Raw genomic sequence first — 20,454 nt, 5'->3', positions numbered from 1 at the left:
GGCGCCTAGTTGACTGACTGGTACACCCGGAACAAGGGGATCATGTTACTGCCGGTACTGGGAAACCCGGCTATGGAGGCCATAGCCGGGCCTGAGATCACTCTGCGTGGTCGCCGGTCGCCGGGTCGGCGCGGGCGAGCCGGCGACTCGGCGTGCCCGCCTGATCCGACGGCGGCCGCCCTCAGCGCTGCCGACCCTCCCGTAGGGCCCGCGCGTGGTTCATGAAGGCGGTGAGGCCGACCTCGAAGGCGCGGTCGGCGCGACCCTCCCCCACCGCGGCGAGCGCCTCGGCGAGGCAGGGGGTCGGGGTCCGGTCCGTCAGTTCCCACATCGCCTCGGGGGCGGCGAGGTCGAGGGCCGAGCCCAGGACCAGGTTCTCCAGCGCGATGATCAACGGCATGATCTCGGCCCGGTCGAACCCGGCCGACATGAGCAGGGTCACCGCCCGCTCGTACTGCTCCAGCACCCGGGGCGCTCGTACGGGTGACGTCATCAGCAGCGGGATCGCGCGCGGGTGCGCGGCGAAGGCGGCACGGTAGGAGCGGGCCCAGGCCTCGACGGCCGTGTCCCACGGGGTGAGGTCGAGGGTGGCGGGGTCGATCGCGGCGGCCACGCGCTCCCGGAGCAGTTCCACGATGCCGTCCCGGCCGTCGACGTGGTGGTACACCGACCCGGTCTGGGCGCCGAGCCGCCGGGCGATCTGCGGGACGCTGAAGTCGCCGCTCTCGTCGATCAGTTGCAGCGCGGTGGTGGTGATGCGCTCGCGGTCGAGGAGCGGTGTGCGCGGCCGTCCCATGGTCAGTGATCCCCCTGAGGTCTTCCCGGATGCCCAACGGCAGGTTACATTGCGGAAACCGAAAGCCTTTAGGTTTACGGCCCGGGCCGCTCGTCATCCCCCGTGCGCCCGGAGACGTCGGCATGGTCCCGCGCACCCCCGCTCCGGCCGCCGACGCCCGCGACCCCTGCTGCCCCGCCACCCGGACCCCTCCCGTCCGCCGCCAGAAGGGCTCCCCCGTATGTCCGTGACCACGTCCGAGATCCCGGAGGAGAGAGCGCCGTCCGCCACGGCCACGCTCCGCTCCGGCTCCCTCGGCACCGCCGACGTCGCCTTCTTCGTCGTCTCCGCCGCCGCACCCCTGACCGTCATGGCCGGCGTCGCTCCGCTGGCCATCCTGCTGGGCGGCATCGGCGCCCCCGTCGGCTATCTCCTCGCCGGTCTGACCCTCGCCGTCTTCGCCGTCGGCTTCACCACCATGAGCCGCCACGTCAGAAGCGGCGGCGCCTTTTACGCCTTCATCACCCGGGGCCTCGGCCGCCCGGTCGGCATCGGCGCCGCCCTGCTGGCCCTGGTCGGCTACAACGGCATGGAGATCGGCGTCTACGGCCTCCTCGCCTCCGCCACCCGGGACACCCTGCACTCCCTCGCCGGCAGCGACGTCCCCTGGCTGCCCGTCTCCCTCGCCGGTCTGCTGCTGATCGGCTACGGCGGCTTCCGCTCCATCGACTTCGGCGCCAAGGTGCTCGGCGTGCTGCTCGTCGCCGAGACCGGGATACTCGTCCTGCTCGCGGGCGGGGTCCTGATCAATGGCGGCGCCCACGGACTGTCCCTCGGCTCCCTGGCCCCGGCGCACGTGTTCGTGCCCGGCACCGCCGCGGTCCTCGCCTTCGCCTTCGCCGCGTTCACCGGCTTCGAGTCGACCGTCATCTACCGCCGCGAGGCCCGTGACCCGGAGCGCACGGTGCCGCGTGCCACCTACCTCGCCGTCGGATTCCTCGGCCTGTTCTACGCATTCATCGTCTGGGTAGCCGTCCAGGCCTTCGGCGACGACCAGGTCGTAGGGGCCGCGGGCAAGGACCCGGCCGGGCTGTTCTTCACCGCGATCACCACCTACGTCGGCGGCTGGGCGGCCGACCTGATGCACGTCTTCATCATCACCAGCGTGATCGCCTCGCTCCTCGCCTTCCACAACGCGATCAACCGCTACGCCCTCGCCCTGGCCGAGGAGGGCGTGCTGCCGCGCCGGCTCGGCCGGATCCACTCGCGCCACCGCTCCCCGTACGTCGCGGGCATCGCGCAGACGGTCCTCGGCGCGGTCGTCGTCCTCGCGTTCTGGGCCGCGGACGCCGACCCGTACCAGCAGCTGCTGCTGTGGGTGAACACCCCGGGAATGATCGGCCTGTTGCTGCTGCAGCTGCTCGCGGCGATCGCGGTGCCCTGCTACTTCCGGCGCGTCCGGCACCGGGAGGGCAGCCTGCGGACCATGGTGGCGCCCGTCGTCGCCGCCACCCTGCTGGCGACCGCGATCGTGCTGGTGGTGGCCCACATGGACCTCTTCACGGGGGCCTCACCGGCCGTGAACACGCTTCTCGTCGCCGTGGCGCCGGCCGTCTTCGTCCTCGGGCTCCCGCTGGCCCGGTGGCTGCGCCGCCGACGCCCCGAGGTGTACGACGCCTTCGCCGCCGAGCCGGACGAACCGGCCGAACCCGCCGCTTCCACCGCTCCCACCGCGGCCGCCGCTCCCGCCGAATGACCCTCATCCGTACAGGAGTTCCCCCGATGCCCGCTGCCGACCTCATCCTCATCGGCGCCCAGGTCCGCACGCTCGATCCCGCCCGCCCCACCGCTTCGGCCGTCGCCGTGCACGACGGCGTGATCACCGCGGTGGGCGAGCGGGACGACGTACGCGACTGGCGCGGGTCCGGCACCGAGGTGGTGGATCTGACCGGGGCGCACCTCGTGCCCGGCCTGGTCGACGCGCACAGCCATCCGGTGTGGGGGCTGGAGATGGCGACGGGCACGGATCTGGCCGGCGTACGTGATCTGGCCGGGCTGCGCGCGGCGCTCGCCGGCGCGGAGCGGGTGGACGGCTGGGTCGTCGGCCACGGTCTGGACCACAACGCCTTCGAGGGCCGGCCCGTCCACCACGACCTCGTGGCGGACGTCCTCGGCTCCACCCCCGCCTTCCTGCGCCTGTACGACGGCCACTCGGCCCTCGTCAACGGCCCGGCCCTGGCGGCCGCCGGCGTGACCGGACCGCGTTCCTTCGCCCAGCGCGCCCAGGTGGTGTGCGATGCCGGGGGACGGCCCACCGGTCACCTGGTCGAGCATGCGGCGATGGACCTGGTGACGGACGTCGTACCGCGCCCGTCGTACGCCGACCGGCGCGCCCGGCTGCTGGAGCTGCTGTCCGCCATGGCCGCCACCGGGCTGACCGGGGCCCATGTGATGGACGGCGGCGACCTGGACCTGATGGCCGCGGTGTCCGAGGAGACGGTGCTGCCGGTGCGGCTGCGGTTCGCGCCCTGGTGCATGCCCGGCGCGGACGACGACGCCCTGCGGGAGCTGATCGAGCTGCAGGGCAGGGGCGGCCGGCACTGGCTGGTCGGCGGAGTGAAGTTCTTCATGGACGGCACCGTCGAGGGCGGCACGGCCTGGCTGGAGCACCCCGACTGCCACGGCCAGGGCACGGACGCGTTCTGGCCCGACCCCGAGGCGTACGCCGCCGCCGTACGCACCCTGCACGCGGCGGGTGTTCGTACGGCCACGCACGCCATCGGGGACGCGGCCGTGCGGCACGTCCTGGACACCGTCGCCTCGCTCGGTCCCGGCGGGCGCGGGGCGCACCGGATCGAGCACATCGAGACGGTCCCCGACGAACTGCTCCCCCGCTTCGTGGAGTTGGGCGTCGCGGCCTCGCTGCAGCCGCCGCACACCGGTTACACCCGGGACGACGGCACCGACGAGTGGTCGCGGCGCCTGGGCGCCGACCGGTCGGGCCGCGCCTGGCGGCTGCGGGACCTGCGGGAGGCCGGGGCCACGGTCGCGCTCGGCTCGGACTGGCCCATCGCGCACTACGACGCGCGTGCCGTCCTGGCGACGGCCCGCCGGCCGAAGGGCGCCGCCGCGCAGCGGCCGGGCCTCACGCCGCTGCAGGCGCTGGAGGGCTGCACCAGCCACGCGGCGGCCGCCGCCGGCGAGTCCGCCCTGGCAGGCCGCATCGCACCCGGCCTGCGGGCCGACCTGACGGCGTTCGCCGTGGACCCCGTGCACGCCCCCGGCGACGAACTGGCCGACGCGCCGGTCGCGTTGACGGTGACGGGCGGCCACGTGGTGCACCGGGGCCGCTGACCGGACGCGTCAGCGGTCCGTCAGCCCGCGGTCAGCGGCTCCTGGCACTGTTGTGCATGTGAACGGCACGGGAAACCGGAAGCCGGGAACAGGGAGAGGTGCCCGGAGTGGTTGATCGGGGACCAGCGAGCACGTCTCGAGGTCGGGCCCACGCGGCCCACGCAGGTTCGAATCCTGCCCTCTCCGCCCGAAACGCACACGACGCCGGCCGCGGGCTCCCGGCAGACTGTCAGCACCTATGTCTGCGGCTCCCAAGCACTCATCGACGACCTGCCATCGGGGCGGGACGCCGACGTCGTGCCGGCGCGGGGACGGCAGGCGGCTGGGGCGCTACTCGCCGGGGGCGAGCGTGCGGGCCAGGACGCGGGCCGTGTCGGCGATCAGCGCGTCGTCCACAGGTGCGTCCTTCGTGGCCTTGGTGGACAGTACGGCCAGCACGAGGGGTGTCCCGCGGGTGGTCCAGGCGACGCCGATGTCGTTGGCGGTCGCGTAGTCGCCGGTGCCGGTCTTGTCCCCGCGGACCCACTCCTCGGGCAGTCCGGCGCCGAACCGCTTCTTGCTGGTGGTGTTGCCCTTCAGCCAGGTGACGAGCTGCTCGCGGTCGGCGGGGTGCAGGGCCCGGCCCAGGGTCAGACGCTCGAAGCTCCGTCCCAGGGCCTGCGGGGTCGTGGTGTCGCGCGGGTCGCCGGGGACGGCGGTGTTCAGGTCGGTCTCCCAGCGGTCGAGACGGCTCACCCGGTCGCCGAGGGACCGGAAGAACCGGGTGAGGCCGGCCGGGCCGCCGATCTCGCGCAGCAGGAGGTTGCCGGCCGCGTTGTCGCTGTACTGGATCGCGGCCGCGCACAGGTCGTGCACCGACATGCCGGTGGCGAGGTTCTCCTCGGTCCTCGGCGAGTTGGGCAGGATGTCCCGGGGCGGGTAGTGGATCACCCGGTCCAGGGGTGCGCAGTCGGCATGGTCGCGCAGCACGGCCGCCGCGGCGAACGCCTTGAACGTCGAGCACATCGCGAACCGCTCCCCCGCGCGGTACACCACGGTCTCCCCCGTGCGCAGGTTGCGGGCGAACACGCCGAGGCGCGCGCCGTAGCGCTGTTCCAGATCGCTCAACTCGGTTCGGGTGGCGCCGGGGGCCGCCGAGGCGGTCGGCGCCATGACGGCAGGGGTGACCACGGCGGCGGTGGTGAGGGCGAGACCGGCCTTGATGAGGCGGCGGCGCGGCAGCGGGGCGGGACTGGTCATGTGCGGAGTTCTCCCGGTCGTCGGTCGTCGGTCGTCGGGCAGAGCGCGCTCGGTGGATCTTCGACGGGAACAGCGAAACAGCCGGACTCCTCTCATGTCCAAGAGTGATCTTTGAAGGTGTCAGAACTTATTGATATGACTGCTGGATGGATCTCCTCGCGCACCTCGAGGCGTATGTCGCGACCGCCGACGAGGCGAGCTTCTCGCGCGCGGCCGAGACTCTCGGCATCGCTCAGCCGCTCCTCAGCCGCCGTATCAAGACCCTGGAGGCCCACTTCGGGGGCCTGTTGTTCGACCGCTCGCGGCGGCAGGTGACGACGACGGAACTGGGCGTGCTGCTGCTTCCGTACGCGCGGGACGTGCTGGAACGGGCCCAGCGGCTCGGGCAGGTGGCCCGGTCGGCCCGGCGGGCGCAGGTGTGTGCCGTCGGGGTGCCCGCGGACTGCGCGCCCGCGGCGCTGGCCCGCGTCATCCGGGCCGGCACCGAACGCGGGATCACCCTCGGCGTACGGGAGCTGCCGCCGCAGGAGCGGGTCGCCGGGCTGGTCGACGGCTCGCTGGCCTACGCGCTGGTCCGCGTCGCTCCGGAGCAGGGCGCGCTCCGGGTGCCGCTCGGACTGGCGTCGGCACCCCAGCCTGATGGTGGGGAGCCGCCACGTACGCTCGAGGAGAGTGCCCGCCGCCGCGCGGTGCACCTGGAGGACCTCAGACCGCGCCGGAGCCGGGCGGCGGCCGGTGAACAGCCCGGCCCGCTGCCCATCCTGACCCTGCCGGAGGACGAAGCGCCGTACGCGCAGGACCGGTTGGGGTGCGCCGCCGCCCGGGCCGGGCTGCCGGAGGGCCTGGTCCGGCCGGCCGGACCGGCGGCCACCGCACTCGCGGAGACCCTGGCCGGGCGGGCGACGCTGCTGTGCACGGAGTCGTTCGCGCGACGGCACGGGGCCAGTTGGGCCCCGCTCGGGGATGCCGCACTGCACCGGGGGTACGAGGTGAGCGCGGCGGGCGGTCAGGGCCCTGGGGCGCGGGTGCCGCACTGGCTGATGACGGCGCTGGCCGGGGCCGCCGGTGCCGCGGCCGCCGTACCGGGCGCGGCACGGCCCGGGGACATGGACGACGACGTCCGGTCGCGGCTGGCGGCACGCGGATGAACGCGGCAGCGGCCCACCGCCACCCCCTCCATGTCGCCGCCGACGGCGCCCTCCTCGACGTCGCCGACACCATCGCCCAGGACTGGGCGGCGCTCGGCGTGCGCGGCTCGTTCCTGGCCCGGAACATCGACTCGGGTGAACAACTCGGCTTCGACGTCGGCGAGTCGGTACCCCTCGCGTCGGTGGTGAAGGTCCCGTTCGCCCTCGTGGTGCTGGACCGTATCGCGGCCGGAACCTCGACCCGGCACATCCGGTGACGGTCGACCCGGCCACCAGCAGCGTCGGCCCCACGGGGCTGGCGGCCTTCCGGCATGCGGCCACCGTGGCCGTCGCCGATCTTGTCCTGCTGATGCTCTCGGTCAGCGACAACGCGGCGGCGGACGCGCTGTTCGACCTGGTGCCGGTGGCGGACGTCGACGCCCGGCTGAGCGCCTGGGGCTGCGCGGGCATCCGGCTGCGGCACCGGATGAACCACATGTACGAGTGCGCGGCGGGAGCCGCCGGCGACGACTTCTCCCTCGCCCTGGAGCTGGCCGTCCGTGACGAGCGGGCGGGGCGGCACACCATCCGCACGCTCGACCCGGCCTACACCAACACCGGCACCGCCGAGGCCCTCGTGGAGTTGCTGCAGCGCGTGTGGCGGGACGAGATCTCCCACCCGCGAGCCACCGCCGAGCTGCGCAGGTTGTTGGGGCATCAGGTCTTCACCCACCGGCTGCCGAGCGAACTGCGCGCGGACTCCCTGCGGTACAGCGGGAAGACGGGCACCTTCCTCCATCTGCGGCACGAGATCGGTGTGGTGGAGGCGGACTCCGGAGACCGGGTGGCGATGGCCGCGCTCACCCGCGCGGACCGGCGGGCGGGCCTGGCTCCGGACATCGACCTCGCGATCGGGATCGGGGCACGGCAGGCTTTCGAGGCACTGCGCGGCTGACGCGCGCCGGGACGCCTGCCCGGCGCGACCGGGCAGGCTCCCAGGGCGAAGTGATCAGCCCCTGCCCCCGCTCAGGTTCCGCCACTCGGGCTCGACCCGCCGCCATTCCGCGTCCCATTCGGCCAGCCGGCGCCGGACCAGCCGGGCCCGGACCAGGCGTCCTCCGGCCCAGACGGTCGTGCCCGCGACCTGTGCGACCAGCACACCGGCCAGCACCGTCTGCAGCAGGGCCTCCGAGGCGGTGGCCGGTGGCGAGACCATCCGGTTCGCACGGTCGGCCCACACCGTCACCGAGGTGCCCGCCGGGGCGCCCGGGACGACCTTGGCGCGGTCCTTGTGCACGGTGCCGTCCGGGGCCGTCCACCGTACGGCGGCCCAGACCCGGCCGTCCTCGTACCCGCTCTCGGTGGGCGGGGTCCGCACCGCGTCGTCGGTGAGGACGGCGGACACGGGATGCACCTGGGCCCGCCGGGCGGAGAACGCCGAGTCCATGGAGTGGGCCGCGGCCTGGCCCGCGAACACGCCGGCCGCGATGGCGAGGAACCAGGTGACGAGCACGATCCAGGCCTCGATGACGTCGCAGTGCCGCTTGAGGGGGTTGCGCTTCCAGCGCCACAGCCGCACCCGCGTGCCCGACGTGGGAGGTGTCCCTGTCATGGTCGCCGCCTCCTCTCACGTGCCCGTGAGCGTCACGACACCATCCTGCACCTCCATCCGGGCGTCCGCTGAGTGGATGACGAAACCTGGTGTACGAGGGCGCCGAAAACGTCGAATTCGCCGACGGCCGGAACCCCGTACGACCATGTCGTATCCCATGCGGCGGACGACGACTGAGCCACACTCCGCGCGCCTCCGCCACCGCGCGTCAGGCCGTCGGAACGGCCACTTCCGCATGCTGTTCTCCGCCGAGCACCACCTTGAGCGCGCCGGTCTCCCCGGCCTTGGCGAAGACCTCGTACGCCTCCTCCATGAGGTCGAGCGGGAAGGTGTGGGTGACCATCCCGGCCGTGGGCAGCCGGCCGGCGACGGCCATCCGCAGCAGCGTGGGCGTGGAGTAGGTGTCCACGAGCCCGGTCGTGATCGTCACGTCCTTGATCCACAGGTCTTCGAGGTGCAGCGTGGCCGGCTTGCCGTGCACGCCGATGTTGGCCACGTGGCCACCGGGGCGGACCATGCGCGTGCACAGCTCGAAGCTCTCCGGGGCGCCGACCGCCTCGATGACGACGTCCGCTCCGAGCCCGTCGGTGAGATCGTCCACGAGCTGGCGGGGCGCCTCGTGGACGTCCGCCACCGCGTCCGCGCCGAACCGCCGGGCCGCCTCCAGCCGGGCCGGCGTCAGGTCCACCGCGATGATCCGCTCCGGCGAGAACAGGCGAGACGTGGCGATCGCCGCGAGCCCGACCGGCCCGGCGCCGACCACGGCCACGGTGTCACCGGGGCGTACCCGGCCGTTGAGGACGCCCACCTCGTACGCGGTCGGGAAGATGTCCGCCAGCAGCACGGCGTCCTCGCCGCGGACGGTGCCGGGCAGCGGGTGCACGGACAGGTCGGCGTAGGGCACCCGGACGAACTCGGCCTGGGTGCCGTCGATCAAATGGCCGAGGATCCAGCCCCCGCCGCCCCGGCACTGGCCGTACCGCCTCTCCCGGCAGAAGCGGCAGCGGCCGCAGGAGGTGATGCAGGAGACGAGGACCCGGTCCCCGGGCCGGACGGAGCGCACGTCGGCGCCGGCCTCGACGACCTCACCGACGGCTTCGTGTCCGAGTACCGTTCCGGTGCGCACCTCGGGCACGTCGCCCTTGAGGATGTGCAGGTCCGTCCCGCAGATGGTCACGGCGTCGACCTTGACGATCGCGTCGGTGGGCTCCTTGAGGGCCGGGTCCGGGACGTCCTGCCAGGCGGATTCTCCCGGGCCCTGGAAGACGAAACCTTTCATGGCGCTCCTCACCTCTCCGGTGTGAACCGTTCAGATGTTCCAGCTCCAGTGCGCGACCTCGGGCAGGTCGGTGCCGTGGGCGCGGATCCAGGCGTGGTGGCGGGTGCGGGCGTCGGCCATCGCCTGGCGCAGGGCGGCGGCGCGCACGGCGAGGCCGGGAACCCGGTCGATGACGTCCATGACGAGGCGGTAGCGGTCGAGGTCGTTGCGCACGACCATGTCGAACGGGGTGGTCGTGGTGCCGGACTCCTTGTAGCCGCGCACATGCAGGTGCGGGTGCCCGGTGCGGCGGTAGGCGAGCCGGTGGATCAGCCACGGGTAGCCGTGGTAGGCGAAGATCACCGGCTTGTCGGTGGTGAACAGGCCGTCGTACTCGGAGTCGGTCATCCCGTGCGGGTGTTCCTCGTGCGGCAGCAGCCGTGTCATGTCGACCACGTTGACCACGCGCACCGCCAGCCCGGGCAGGTGGCGGCGCAGCAACTGGGCGGCGGCCAGCACCTCCTGGGTGGGGACGTCCCCGGCGCAGGCGAGGACCACGTCGGGTTCGCCGCCGTCCTCAGTGCCCGCCCAGTCCCAGATCCCGGCGCCGCGCGCGCAGTGGGCCTCGGCCTGTTCCAGGGACAGCCAGTCGAAGCAGGGCTGTTTGCCGGCGACGACCACGTTGACGTAGTCGCGGCTGCGCAGGACGTGGTCGACCACGGACAGCAGGGTGTTGGCGTCCGGGGGCAGATAGACCCGTACGACCTCGGGGCTCTTGTTGAGGACGTGGTCGACGAAGCCGGGGTCCTGGTGGGAGAAACCGTTGTGGTCCTGACGCCACACATGGGAGGTGAGCAGGTAGTTGAGCGAGGCGACGGGAGCGCGCCAGGGCAGTCCGCGGGCGGTCTTCAGCCACTTGATGTGCTGGTTGACCATCGAGTCGACGATGTGCACGAACGCCTCGTAGCAGGAGAACAGTCCGTGCCGGCCGGTCAGCAGATAGCCCTCCAGCCAGCCCTGGCAGAGGTGTTCGGACAGGACCTCCACGACCCGGCCGTGCCGGTCGAGGTGTTCGTCGACCGGGAGCACCGCGTCCTGCCAGGCCTTTCCGCTGGCGTCGAAGACGGCCTGGAGCCGGTTGGAGGCGGTCTCGTCGGGGCCGACCAGACGGAAGTCCCGGCGGGGCCCGGTGTCCTTCATGACCTGTTCGAGGAAGGCGCCGAGGACACGGGTGGGTTCGTGCAGGGTCGAGCCGGTCTTGTCGACGGGGACGGCGAAGGCGTCGAGGGGCGGAAGGGGGAGTTCGCGCAGGAGCAGGCCGCCGTTGGCGTAGGGGCTGGATCCGAGCCGCTTGCTTCCCTTGGGGACACAGGCGAGGACGTCCGCGACCGGCCGCCCGTCGGCGTCGAACAGTTCCTCGGGCCGGTACGAGCGCAGCCACTGCTCCAACTGTCGCAGATGTTCCGGGTTTTCGCGCACGTTCGGCAGCGGGACCTGGTGGGAGCGCCAGGTGCCCTCGACGGGTTCTCCGTCCACCTCGGCCGGGCCGGTCCAGCCCTTGGGGGTGCGCAGCACGATCAGCGGCCAGTGCGGGCGCTCGCCGTCGCCGCTCTCGCGGGCGGTCCGCTGGATCAGCGCGATGCGGTCCAGTGCCTGGTCGAGGGCGCCGGCCAGGGCGCGGTGCACCGCGGCGGGGTCGTCGCCGGTGACGTACAGGGGTTCGTGTCCGTATCCCCGCAGCAGCGCGTCGAGTTCGGCCTCGGGGAGCCGGGACAGCACGGTCGGGTTGGCGATCTTGTAGCCGTTGAGGTGCAGGACCGGCAGCACGGCTCCGTCGTGCACCGGGTCCAGGAACTTGTTGGAGTGCCAGGACGCGGCCAGCGGTCCGGTCTCCGCCTCGCCGTCCCCGATGACGCAGGCGACCAGGAGGTCCGGGTGGTCGAAGGCGGCGCCGTAGGCGTGCGCGAGGGAGTAGCCGAGTTCGCCGCCCTCGTGGATCGAGCCGGGGGTCTCGGGGGCCACATGGCTGGGCACTCCGCCCGGGAAGGAGAACTGCCGGAACAGCCGCTCCATGCCGGCCGCGTCCCGGCTCACGTCCGGGTACGTCTCGCTGTAGCTGCCCTCCAGCCAGGAGCCCGCGACCACGGCGGGCCCGCCGTGCCCCGGCCCCCACACGCACAGCGTGTCCAGCCCGCGCGCCTTGATCACACGGTTGAGGTGCGTGTACACGAGGTTGAGCCCGGGTGAGGTGCCCCAGTGGCCGAGCAGGCGCGGCTTGATGTGCTCGGGCCGGAGCGGTTCGGTCAGCAGAGGGTTGGCCAGGAGGTAGATCTGGCCGGCGGACAGATAGTTGGCGGCGCGCCAGTGCGCGTCCAGGGTGCGCAGTTCCTCGTCGGTGAGCGCGTGGTCGGTGAGTGCGGGGGCGTCCGGGTGGGCGGCCTGCGGCATGGGAGGCTCCGGAAGTCGTCGTCGGTGGTCGGCCGGTCTGCGGGGCACATCACGTGGTGGTGCGGGGCAGGAGCGTGGTGTCCACCTCCCTGGGGGAGCGATCCGGTTCCAGCGTGGCGGTGCGGGCGCCGGCGGGGACAGGGGCCGTTCGGCCCGAGCCGCACGGCCGACCGACCCGGCCGGGGCGGCGTCGCCGAACGGGCTGCGGTGCTCGCTCCCCCGGCCGCACAGCACCACGACCGCCCCGGCGGGGCGTCTCAGTCCGTGCCCGGCTCCGCCCCTGGGCGCACGATCACCACCGGACAGCTCGCGTGGTCCGTCACGTGCCGGCTGACGGAACCGAGCAGGGCGCGGGCGAATCCGCCCCGGCCCCGGCTGCCGACGACCAGGGCCTCGGCACCCTCGGCGGCCCTCAGCAGGACGTCGGCGGCGTTGCCGTGCACCAGCAGTGGCCGTACCGAGGCGACCGCCTCGGAGCCGAGCACCTCGGTCAGTTCCCGGGTCATCTGATCCCGGGCCTGCTGCTCGTCGAGGTCCATGTCCACCGCGGGCGCCGACCAGCCGTAGATGCCCGGCAGCTCCCAGGCGGACACCGCGTCCACGGTGCCGCCCAGGAGCCGGGCATAGCGCACGGCCCAGTGCAGCGCCGCGTACGAGGACGGTGACCCGTCGATGCCGACCACGACCCTGGGCCGGGCAACCTCCGCCTCCATGCGTCCCACCTCTTCCTGCCATGGCACCGGGCTCGGGACATTCGCCCCTCCCTCCCACGCTGCGCGCGGTGGCGCCGCACCGCCACAGCAGCGCATCCGCTCAGGGCAGCAGCCGCTGTTCCTTCGCCACCGCGACCGCGCCCGCCCGGGTGTCCACGCCGAGCTTGTCGTAGATGCGGCGTAGGTGGGTCTTGACCGTGGCCTCGCTGATGAACAGGGCGCGGGCGATGGCGTGATTGGCCAGGCCGCGGGCGAGGTGGGCGAGGATGTCGCGTTCGCGGGGGGTGAGGGTGGGGCGCGGATCGCGCAGCCGGGACATGACGCGGTCGGCGACCGGGGGTGACAGGGCCGGGCGGCCCTGGGCGGCGGCGTGGACGGCCGCGAAGAGGTCCTCGGGGCGCTCCGCCTTCAGCAGGTAACCGGTGGCGCCCGCCTCGACGGCGCGGGTGACGTCGGCGTCGGTGTCGTACGTCGTCAGGACCAGCACGTGCGGGGCCGGTGCGGTCGACCGCAGACGGCGGGTGGTCTCCACGCCGTCGATGCCGGCGCCCAGTTGCAGGTCCATCAGGACGACGTCCGGGTTCACCTTGCGGGCGAGGGCGAGGGCCTCCTCGCCGCTGCCCGCCTCGCCGACGACCTCGATGTCCGGCGCGCTGTGCAGCAGGGCGAGCAGTCCGGCGCGTACGACGGCGTGGTCGTCGCAGACGAGGATGCGCACGGGCGGCGTGCCGCCTGCCGTACCCGGTGTCTGGGGTGTCTCGGCCGTCTTGGGTGGCTCGCTCATCTGGGCTCCAACGGGATCGCCGCCGACAGTGCTGTGCCCTCGCCGGGGGCCGACTCGATGGTCAGGGTGCCGCCCAGCTGGCGCAGGCGGGCGCGGATGGCGGGGAGGCCGTGCCCGCGGTCCCCGCCGGCCGGGACCGCACCGGTGTCGAAGCCGCGGCCGTCGTCGGTCACGTCCAGGACGATCTGGTCGTCCAGGCAGGTCAGGGTGAGCGTGGCCGTCGCGGCGTTCGCGTGTTCGCGGACGTTGGCCAGGGCGCCCTGGGCGATGCGGAGCAGGGCCGACTCCACGGGCGCCGGCAGCGCGGCAGGCGGGGTGCCCTCGGTGTGGACGCGGACGGTGAGCGCGGGCGTCGTCTCGCGTTCGGCGACCGCGCGCAGGGCCTGGAGCAGGCCGCCGCCCTCGGCGAGGTCGGCCGGGGTCAGGTCGTGGACGAAACGGCGGGCCTCGGCGAGGCTGCGCTCGGCGATGGAGGCGGCCGTACGGACGTGGTCGCGGGCCGTGTCGGGGGCGGTGTCCCAGAGCCGGTCCGCGGCCTGCAGCAGCATCCGCTGGCTGGACAGGCCCTGGGCGAGGGTGTCGTGGATCTCGCGGGCCAGGCGTTCGCGTTCGGCGAGGGTGCCCTCCCGGCGCTCCGTGGCGGCCAGCTCGCGCCGGGTGCGGACCAGGTCGGCGATCAGGGTGTCGCGGCGGGCCGACTGGCGCTGCATGACGACATAGACGGTGGTGGCGACGGCGGCGACGGCCGGGGGCGCGAGGAGCAGATTGGGGTCGGGCCAGCCCGCGAGGCTCAGCTGGGCCGCGACCGCGAGCGCGGTCAGCAGCGCGACGAGCGGGACGGCGGCGCGCGGCGGCAGGGTGCGCAGACCGGTGTAGAAGAGCGGGACCGCGCACCAGGCGAAGCTGGGCGCGAGGACGACGAGCAGGGCCCAGGCGGCGACGACCAGGCCCAGCCAGGTCAGCCGGCGCAGGGTGGGGCGGGTGCCGATCGCCGGGCCGAGCACGTACAGCACGGCCAGCAGCACGGAGAGGGCGATGACCCAGGGGGTGCGCGGGCCTTCGGCGTGCCGGGCCAGGTAGCGGGCGAGGGACGCGGCCAGCAGCACGAAGAACGCCGTGTGCATGACGATGGTGAGGGCGCGGGTGTCGTCCCGCTCGGGCGTGGCTGCCGGCGGCTCCTCCCTCATCCTCGCTCGCTCCCTCACGTCGGGCTCCGTCTCTGCGCTCTCTCTGAGCCCCGTCTCTGCCCCGTCTCTGCGCTGAACTGGGCAAACACCTTCCATTGTTCCCTGGTCCCCGGCGGGCGGGGTCATCCGATCGGATGACCCCCGGGACCACCGGTCCGTCGACGGGGAAGGGCCGGATCCGGGCCGAGGATCGATGTGGGAGCGACACCGCCCCCGCATCCCACTGCCGGTCCACCGCAGAGAGGCCCTGTCATGCCCAGCCGCAAGAAGCCGTCCAGCCGTAGCCGCGTCCTGCTCGGCGGTGCCGCCCTCGCCGTCGTCGGCGCGGGTGTCGTCGGTACGGTCGCCGCCAACGCCGCCGACTCCGAGGGCATCACTCCCGCCGCCGTGTCCGTCCGGGGCGGCGACCTCACGCAGAGCACCCACCTCACCCTGGACGCGGCCACCGAGGCGGCGCAGGCCGCGGTGGACGCCGCCGAGAAGGACGGCCGGCAGGTGTCGGTGGCGGTCGTCGACCGCAACGGCAACACGATCGTCACCCTGCGCGGCGACGGCGCGGGCCCCCAGTCGTACGAGTCCGCCGAGCGCAAGGCGTTCACCGCGGTCTCCTGGAACGCGCCCACCTCGGAGCTGGCCAAGCGGCTGGAGCAGGCACCGAACCTCAAGGACATCCCGGGCACGCTGTTCCTCGGCGGCGGTGCCCCGGTCACGGCCAAGGGCGCCCCGGTCGCGGGCATCGGCGTGGCGGGCGCCCCGTCCGGCGACCTGGACGAGAAGTACGCACAGGCGGGCGTGGCGGTGCTGGGCCACTGAGGCCGGCCGCCCCCGGCACGGCGAAGGCGTCCGGTCCGACCCTCACGGGCCGGACCGGACGCCTTCGGACGGTTGTTCAGGCCGTCAGCACTGTGCTCAGCACTGTGCTCGGACGGCTCAGACGAGGTCGAACCGGTCGAGGTTCATGACCTTGTCGAACGCGGCGACGAAGTCCTTCACGAACTTCTCCTTCGCGTCGTCCGAGGCGTAGACCTCGGCGAGGGCGCGCAGCTCGGAGTTCGAGCCGAAGACCAGGTCGGCACGGGTGCCGGTCCACTTGACCTCGCCCGTGGCCGCGTCACGGCCCTCGAACGTGGTCGCGTCCTCGGACGTCGACTTCCAGGTCGTGCCCAGGTCGAGCAGGTTGACGAAGAAGTCGTTCGTCAGCGCGCCGGGCGTCTCGGTGAGGACACCGTGGCGCGAGCCCTGGTGGTTGGCGCCCAGGACGCGCAGGCCGCCGACGAGGACGGTCATCTCGGGCGCGCTCAGGTCGAGCAGGTTCGCCTTGTCGAGCAGCAGGTACTCGGCCGGCAGGCGGTTGCCCTTGCCCACGTAGTTGCGGAAGCCGTCCGCGACGGGCTCCAGCGCCTCGAAGGACTCGGCGTCCGTGTGCTCCTCGGTCGCGTCGACACGGCCCGGGGTGAAGGGCACCTCCACCTCGTGGCCGCCGTCCTTGGCGGCCTTCTCCACCGCGGCGACACCGCCGAGGACGATGAGGTCGGCGAGGGAGACCTTCTTGGCGCCGGAGGAGGCGTTGAACTCCTGCTGGATTCCCTCCAGGACGCGCAGCACCTGGGCCAGCTCGTCGGGCTCGTTGACCTCCCAGCCGCGCTGCGGCTGCAGGCGGATGCGGGCACCGTTGGCACCGCCGCGCTTGTCGCTGCCGCGGAAGGTGGACGCGGACGCCCAGGCGGTGGAGACCAGCTGGGACACGGTGAGGCCCGAGTCGAGCAGCTTGGCCTTGAGGGACGCGACGTCCGCGTCGTCGATCAGCTCGCCCTCGCGCTCCGGCAGCGGGTCCTGCCACAGCAGCGTCTCCTCCGGGACCTCCGGGCCGAGGTACAGCGACTTCGGGCCCAGGTCACGGTGGGTCAGCTTGTACCAGGCGCGGGCGAAGGCGTCCGCGAACTCCTCGGGGTGCTCGTAGAAGCGGCGGGCGATCGGCTCGTAGATCGGGTCGAAGCGCAGCGACAGGTCCGTCGTGAGCATGTTCGGCGCGATCTTCTTCGCGGAGTCGTGAGCGTGCGGGACCGTGCCCTCGCCCGCGCCGTCCTTCGGCTTCCACTGGTGGGCGCCGGCGGGGCTCTTCGTCAGCTCCCACTCGTAGCCGAACAGGTTCTCGAAGAAGTTGTTGCTCCACCGGGTCGGCGTGGTGGTCCAGGTGACCTCGATGCCGGAGGTGATGGCGTCCGCGCCCTTGCCGGTGCCGTAGGTGCTGCTCCAGCCCAGACCCTGCTCCTCCAGGCCGGCCGCCTCGGGGTCGGCGCCGACGTTGTCGGCCGGGCCCGCGCCGTGGGTCTTGCCGAAGGTGTGACCGCCGGCGATCAGGGCGACGGTCTCCTCGTCGTTCATCGCCATGCGGCGGAACGTCTCCCGGATGTCGCGGGCCGCGGCGATCGGGTCCGGGTTGCCGTTCGGGCCCTCCGGGTTGACGTAGATGAGGCCCATCTGGACGGCGCCGAGCGGGTTCTCCAGCTCGCGGTCGCCTGTGTAGCGCTGGTCGTCCAGCCAGGTGGTCTCGGGACCCCAGTAGACGTCCTCCTCCGCCTCCCAGACGTCCTCGCGGCCGCCGCCGAAGCCGAAGGTCGTGAAGCCCATGGACTCCAGCGCCACGTTGCCGGCGAGGATCATGAGGTCGGCCCAGGACAGGCTCTTGCCGTACTTCTTCTTGACCGGCCACAGCAGACGGCGGGCCTTGTCCAGGTTGGCGTTGTCGGGCCAGCTGTTCAGCGGCGCGAAGCGCTGCTGGCCGGCGCCGGCGCCGCCGCGGCCGTCGCTGATGCGGTAGGTGCCCGCGCTGTGCCAGGCCATGCGGATGATGAGCGGGCCGTAGTGGCCGAAGTCGGCCGGCCACCAGTCCTGGGAGGTGGTGAGCACCTCTTCGATGTCCCGCTTCACGGCCGGAAGGTCGAGGGACTGGAACGCCTCGGCGTAGTCGAAGCCCTCGTCCATCGGGTTGGCCACGGCCGGGTTCTTGGCAAGGATCTTCAGGTTGAGCCGGTCCGGCCACCACTGACGGTTGCCGCCGCCCTGGGTCGGGTGCGGGGCACGCCCGTGCACGACGGGGCAGCCGCCGCTCCCCTCCTCCGTCTTCGCGGCGAGTGCGTCGTAGTTCTCAGTCATGGCAATCCTTCCGAACTGGACGGAAATCGGTGCTCAGAATCGGTGCTCAGAAACTGCGGCCGTTGGAACAGTCGGGGCAGGTGCCCCAGTAGACGACCTCGGCCTCGTCGATCGCGAAGCCACGGTCGTCGGACGCGGTCAGGCAGGGTGCCTCGCCGACCGCGCAGTCGACGTCGACGACGGCACCGCACGAGCGGCACACGGCGTGGTGGTGGTTGTCGCCGACGCGTCCCTCGTACCGGGCGGGGCTGCCGGCCGGCTCGATACGGCGTATGAGGCCCGCCGCGGTGAGCGCGTGCAGGGCCTCGTAGACAGCCTGCAAAGAGATGTGGCCCACGCGCTCGCGGACCCCGGAGGCGATCGCCTCGACGCCGAGGTGGTCACCGCCCCGGACGGTCTCCAGCAGCGCGACGCGGGCCGCCGTCACGCGCAGGCCGGCACCGCGCAGCTCCTCGGCGGTGGTCGGAGTCTCGGATGCGGTCATGGGGCCGAACCTACCCTCATAAACACGAAGGATTCAAGAAAACGAACGATGCAATTCTGGCCTCTTGCCCGCAGACCTGAATTTGCTTATGCACACGCTTCCTGGGCATGACTCTCGCGCGTCTTGTACGCATCACGCGCCCGGTACGCATCATGTGGCCGCGCTTCCGCCGCGCGGGCACGGCAAGCCGAGGGGTCCTCCGAACGGGTGAGCGCCGCGTCGGGGAGGTCAGACCGCGGGCAGCTGGCGCTCGAACACGATCCGGTCGACTCCGGGGCCGTCGTAGTCGCGGACGGGGCCAGTGACCGTGAAGCCCATCGCGGTGTGGAAGGCGATGGATCCCCGGTTCTGCGGGGAGGTGATCGCCTTCACGTGGGTACGGCCCTGGGCCGAGGCCTGTTCGAAGAAGCGCTCGTAGAGGTGGCGGGCCAGTCCCGTGCCGCGCAGCCGTGGTGCCACGCCGACGAAGTGGATGTAGGCGGCGTCGGGCGCCGACGGGGACATCAGGCCGACGAGGAAGCCCGCGAGACCGGCGTCGTCCTCGGCGATCAGGCTCGTGCGGTGGAAGTGGTCCAGGAAGAGCCGGGGCAGCACCGAGCGGATCGGCCGCTCCCACCATTCGTCCACGACGGCGATGACCTGGTCGTGGTCAGCGGGTTCGGCGGGCCGCACACGCACACTCCGATTCATGATCGGGAATGCTTCCAGCGCATGTGCGGCCTGTCCATAGGGCGTCGCCCGGCCTGGCTCCCCACCGCGCGCCCGGCCCGGCTCCACGAGCCGTCGCCGGGTCCCACGCCCGCCGCCCCGGTCAAGAGGTCTCCCGGACCCGACTGAAGAGCCGGCCCGCGAGGTCGACGCCGGTGACCGTGCCGTCGTCGTCCAAGGTGAAGAAGCCGCGCTGCCCCTTCAGGCCGCCCTCCGTGATGATGTACTCGTCGCCGTCGCCGGGCAGGAACCCGAGGCCGGCCGCCGCGTAGTCCGGCGGCATCTCGGTGTCCGACGCGTGGCGGATCTCCGGCTTGATCCCGACCGCGAGCGTCAGCCGGCCGCCGTCGGCGGCGATGTCGAGGTTCATGGGGCCGATCTCGTAGCGGCCGACGACCTGCCGGGCCCGCGCCTCGTCGTACGGGACCGGCTCGGGGTCCCGGTCCACCACGCCGAGGCAGTGCTCCAGGGCCCAGCGGGCCACCGACTGGTTGAACTGGTAGCCGTCCGGTCCACCGTTTGCGAGTGCGACGACGGCGAAGTTCCGCTCGGGCACGAGCAGCAGTTCGGCGAAGTGGCTGTGGCCCGAACCGCCGTGCCCGACCGTGCGGACGCCGTCCACGTCCCGCAGGAACCAGCAGATGCCGAAGGCGTCCCCGAGGGTGCTGCCGCGCAGCTCGACGGTCTGCGTCCGCATGCTCCGCAGCGCCTCGGCGGGCAGCACGCCCTCTCCGGTGCCGAGGTGGAAGCGGGCCCAGCGCAGCAGGTCGCCGACGCAGGAGACGAGTCCACCGCCGCCGGGGTTGTTGGCGCGCCCGCCGCCCCGGTACACGGTCCACGGCTGGACGGGCCGGACCGTGCCGTCCTCGTCCCGGTTGTGCCCCCGGGCGAACCGTGCGGCCATGGCGTCGTCCAGGTCGTAGCAGGTGCCGGTCAGGCCCAGCGGCTCCAGGACCAGCGAGGTCACGGCCCGCTCGAACGGCAGACCCGTGACCTTCTCGATCACCCGGCCCGCGAGGTTGTACCCGGCCTGGCTGTACGAGGCCCGCGTGCCGGGCGGCGCGATGATGTCGAGGCCGACCATCCGCTCCACGAACGCCGACAGGGAGAGGTCCTCGGCATCGGTGCCGATGAGGTTCCACTCCAGGCCCGCGGTGTGGTTGAGCAGGTTCAGCACGGTGATCCGCTCCGCCGACCGCTCGTCGGCGAGCCGGAGTTCGGGGACGTACCGGCGCACCGGCGCGGTCAGCTCCACCCGGCCCTCCGACGCCAGGCGCAGCAGCGCGGTGGCGGTGAAGGACTTGCTGATCGACCCGAGCGGGAACAGCGACTTCTCGTCCACCGGGAGCGGCTGGTCGAGGCTCGTCACGCCGTGCGAGACATACATCTCCTGACCGTCCATCAAGATCCCGACGGCCACACCGGGAACCCCGTACTCCTTGGCCGTCGCCGCCACGAACTCCGACAGCGCCTGCTGCGTCATGATGACCCCTCCCATTCGCCGGAACACCGCTTGAACTAAGTACAAGAGGACTCTAGAGCCCACCTGAACAAAGTGCAAGTGCTCACTTGAACTTAGTTCATACGGGCTCGTGAGAGACCTCGCCGA

Annotated in this window: 16 protein-coding genes and 2 pseudogenes; 6 read left to right on the top strand and 12 right to left on the bottom strand. The window is 72.7% G+C overall.

Features of this window, described 5'->3' with window-relative positions:
- Positions 1-181: 181 nt before the first annotated feature.
- Positions 182-796: a TetR/AcrR family transcriptional regulator C-terminal domain-containing protein gene (locus ABZ865_RS22535; RefSeq protein ID WP_361232975.1), complete on the bottom strand. Its 615-nt coding sequence runs from the start codon at positions 794-796 to the stop codon at positions 182-184.
- A gap of 220 nt (positions 797-1,016) precedes the next feature.
- Here ABZ865_RS22535 and ABZ865_RS22530 point away from each other — a divergent pair, with 220 nt between their 5' ends.
- The 3 genes and pseudogenes from ABZ865_RS22530 to ABZ865_RS22520 all read left to right on the top strand — a co-directional run bounded on the left by ABZ865_RS22530 (position 1,017) and on the right by ABZ865_RS22520 (position 4,315).
- Complete coding sequence (locus tag ABZ865_RS22530; RefSeq protein ID WP_361232972.1) at positions 1,017-2,531, top strand: APC family permease; 1,515 nt, start codon at positions 1,017-1,019, stop codon at positions 2,529-2,531.
- Between the two features lie 26 nt (positions 2,532-2,557).
- Positions 2,558-4,129: an amidohydrolase gene (locus ABZ865_RS22525; protein ID WP_361232969.1), complete on the top strand. Its 1,572-nt coding sequence runs from the start codon at positions 2,558-2,560 to the stop codon at positions 4,127-4,129.
- A 92-nt stretch (positions 4,130-4,221) separates the two neighbouring features.
- A pseudogene (locus ABZ865_RS22520) lies at positions 4,222-4,315 on the top strand.
- A gap of 144 nt (positions 4,316-4,459) precedes the next feature.
- Here the strand turns inward: ABZ865_RS22520 and bla are convergent.
- Entirely contained in the window at positions 4,460-5,368 is a 909-nt protein-coding gene (gene bla, locus ABZ865_RS22515; RefSeq protein ID WP_361232966.1) for a class A beta-lactamase, read from the bottom strand.
- 146 nt (positions 5,369-5,514) lie between these two features.
- Here bla and ABZ865_RS22510 point away from each other — a divergent pair, with 146 nt between their 5' ends.
- On the top strand, positions 5,515-6,516 hold the full coding sequence (locus tag ABZ865_RS22510) for a LysR family transcriptional regulator (protein WP_361232963.1): 1,002 nt from the start codon (positions 5,515-5,517) through the stop codon (positions 6,514-6,516).
- A pseudogene (locus tag ABZ865_RS22505) lies at positions 6,513-7,450 on the top strand (serine hydrolase). The gene ABZ865_RS22510 and the pseudogene ABZ865_RS22505 overlap by 4 nt, the downstream one beginning before the upstream one ends.
- Before the next feature lie 54 nt (positions 7,451-7,504).
- On the opposite strand, the gene ABZ865_RS22500 reads toward ABZ865_RS22505, so the two are convergent.
- The 6 genes from ABZ865_RS22500 to ABZ865_RS22475 form a co-directional block, all read right to left on the bottom strand.
- On the bottom strand, positions 7,505-8,107 hold the full coding sequence (locus tag ABZ865_RS22500; protein WP_361232960.1) for a hypothetical protein: 603 nt from the start codon (positions 8,105-8,107) through the stop codon (positions 7,505-7,507).
- A gap of 208 nt (positions 8,108-8,315) precedes the next feature.
- On the bottom strand, positions 8,316-9,386 hold the full coding sequence (locus ABZ865_RS22495; RefSeq protein WP_361232957.1) for a zinc-dependent alcohol dehydrogenase family protein: 1,071 nt from the start codon (positions 9,384-9,386) through the stop codon (positions 8,316-8,318).
- A 30-nt stretch (positions 9,387-9,416) separates the two neighbouring features.
- Positions 9,417-11,813 carry a phosphoketolase family protein gene (locus tag ABZ865_RS22490; protein ID WP_361232955.1) on the bottom strand — a complete coding sequence of 799 codons (2,397 nt, stop codon included), beginning with the start codon at positions 11,811-11,813 and terminating at the stop codon, positions 9,417-9,419.
- A gap of 257 nt (positions 11,814-12,070) precedes the next feature.
- The gene (locus ABZ865_RS22485) at positions 12,071-12,526 is read right to left on the bottom strand and encodes a universal stress protein (protein WP_361232952.1); all 456 of its coding nucleotides are present in this window, start codon (positions 12,524-12,526) and stop codon (positions 12,071-12,073) included.
- Positions 12,527-12,626: 100 nt separating this feature from the next.
- Positions 12,627-13,310: a response regulator transcription factor gene (locus tag ABZ865_RS22480; protein WP_361232949.1), complete on the bottom strand. Its 684-nt coding sequence runs from the start codon at positions 13,308-13,310 to the stop codon at positions 12,627-12,629.
- Positions 13,307-14,497, bottom strand: a complete 1,191-nt coding sequence (locus tag ABZ865_RS22475; protein ID WP_361232946.1) for a sensor histidine kinase — start codon at positions 14,495-14,497, stop codon at positions 13,307-13,309. Before ABZ865_RS22475 ends, ABZ865_RS22480 begins: the two co-directional genes overlap by 4 nt.
- Before the next feature lie 252 nt (positions 14,498-14,749).
- Here ABZ865_RS22475 and ABZ865_RS22470 point away from each other — a divergent pair, with 252 nt between their 5' ends.
- On the top strand, positions 14,750-15,310 hold the full coding sequence (locus ABZ865_RS22470) for a heme-binding protein (protein ID WP_361232943.1): 561 nt from the start codon (positions 14,750-14,752) through the stop codon (positions 15,308-15,310).
- 117 nt (positions 15,311-15,427) lie between these two features.
- Here ABZ865_RS22470 and katG read toward each other — a convergent pair whose 3' ends face one another.
- From katG to ABZ865_RS22450, 4 genes are all read right to left on the bottom strand, one after another.
- Complete coding sequence (katG, locus tag ABZ865_RS22465; protein WP_361232940.1) at positions 15,428-17,653, bottom strand: catalase/peroxidase HPI; 2,226 nt, start codon at positions 17,651-17,653, stop codon at positions 15,428-15,430.
- Positions 17,654-17,699: 46 nt separating this feature from the next.
- Positions 17,700-18,137, bottom strand: a complete 438-nt coding sequence (locus tag ABZ865_RS22460) for a Fur family transcriptional regulator (RefSeq protein WP_361232937.1) — start codon at positions 18,135-18,137, stop codon at positions 17,700-17,702.
- A gap of 228 nt (positions 18,138-18,365) precedes the next feature.
- The gene (locus ABZ865_RS22455; RefSeq protein WP_361232934.1) at positions 18,366-18,827 is read right to left on the bottom strand and encodes a GNAT family N-acetyltransferase; all 462 of its coding nucleotides are present in this window, start codon (positions 18,825-18,827) and stop codon (positions 18,366-18,368) included.
- 121 nt (positions 18,828-18,948) lie between these two features.
- Positions 18,949-20,328, bottom strand: a complete 1,380-nt coding sequence (locus tag ABZ865_RS22450) for a serine hydrolase domain-containing protein (protein ID WP_361232931.1) — start codon at positions 20,326-20,328, stop codon at positions 18,949-18,951.
- Positions 20,329-20,454: the final 126 nt, after the last annotated feature.

The organism is Streptomyces sp. NPDC047085 (assembly GCF_040643735.1).
Classification (GTDB): Bacteria; Actinomycetota; Actinomycetes; order Streptomycetales; family Streptomycetaceae; genus Streptomyces.
Note: the sequence above shows the minus strand (reverse complement) of the source record. Positions and strands in the feature narration are given on the sequence as shown.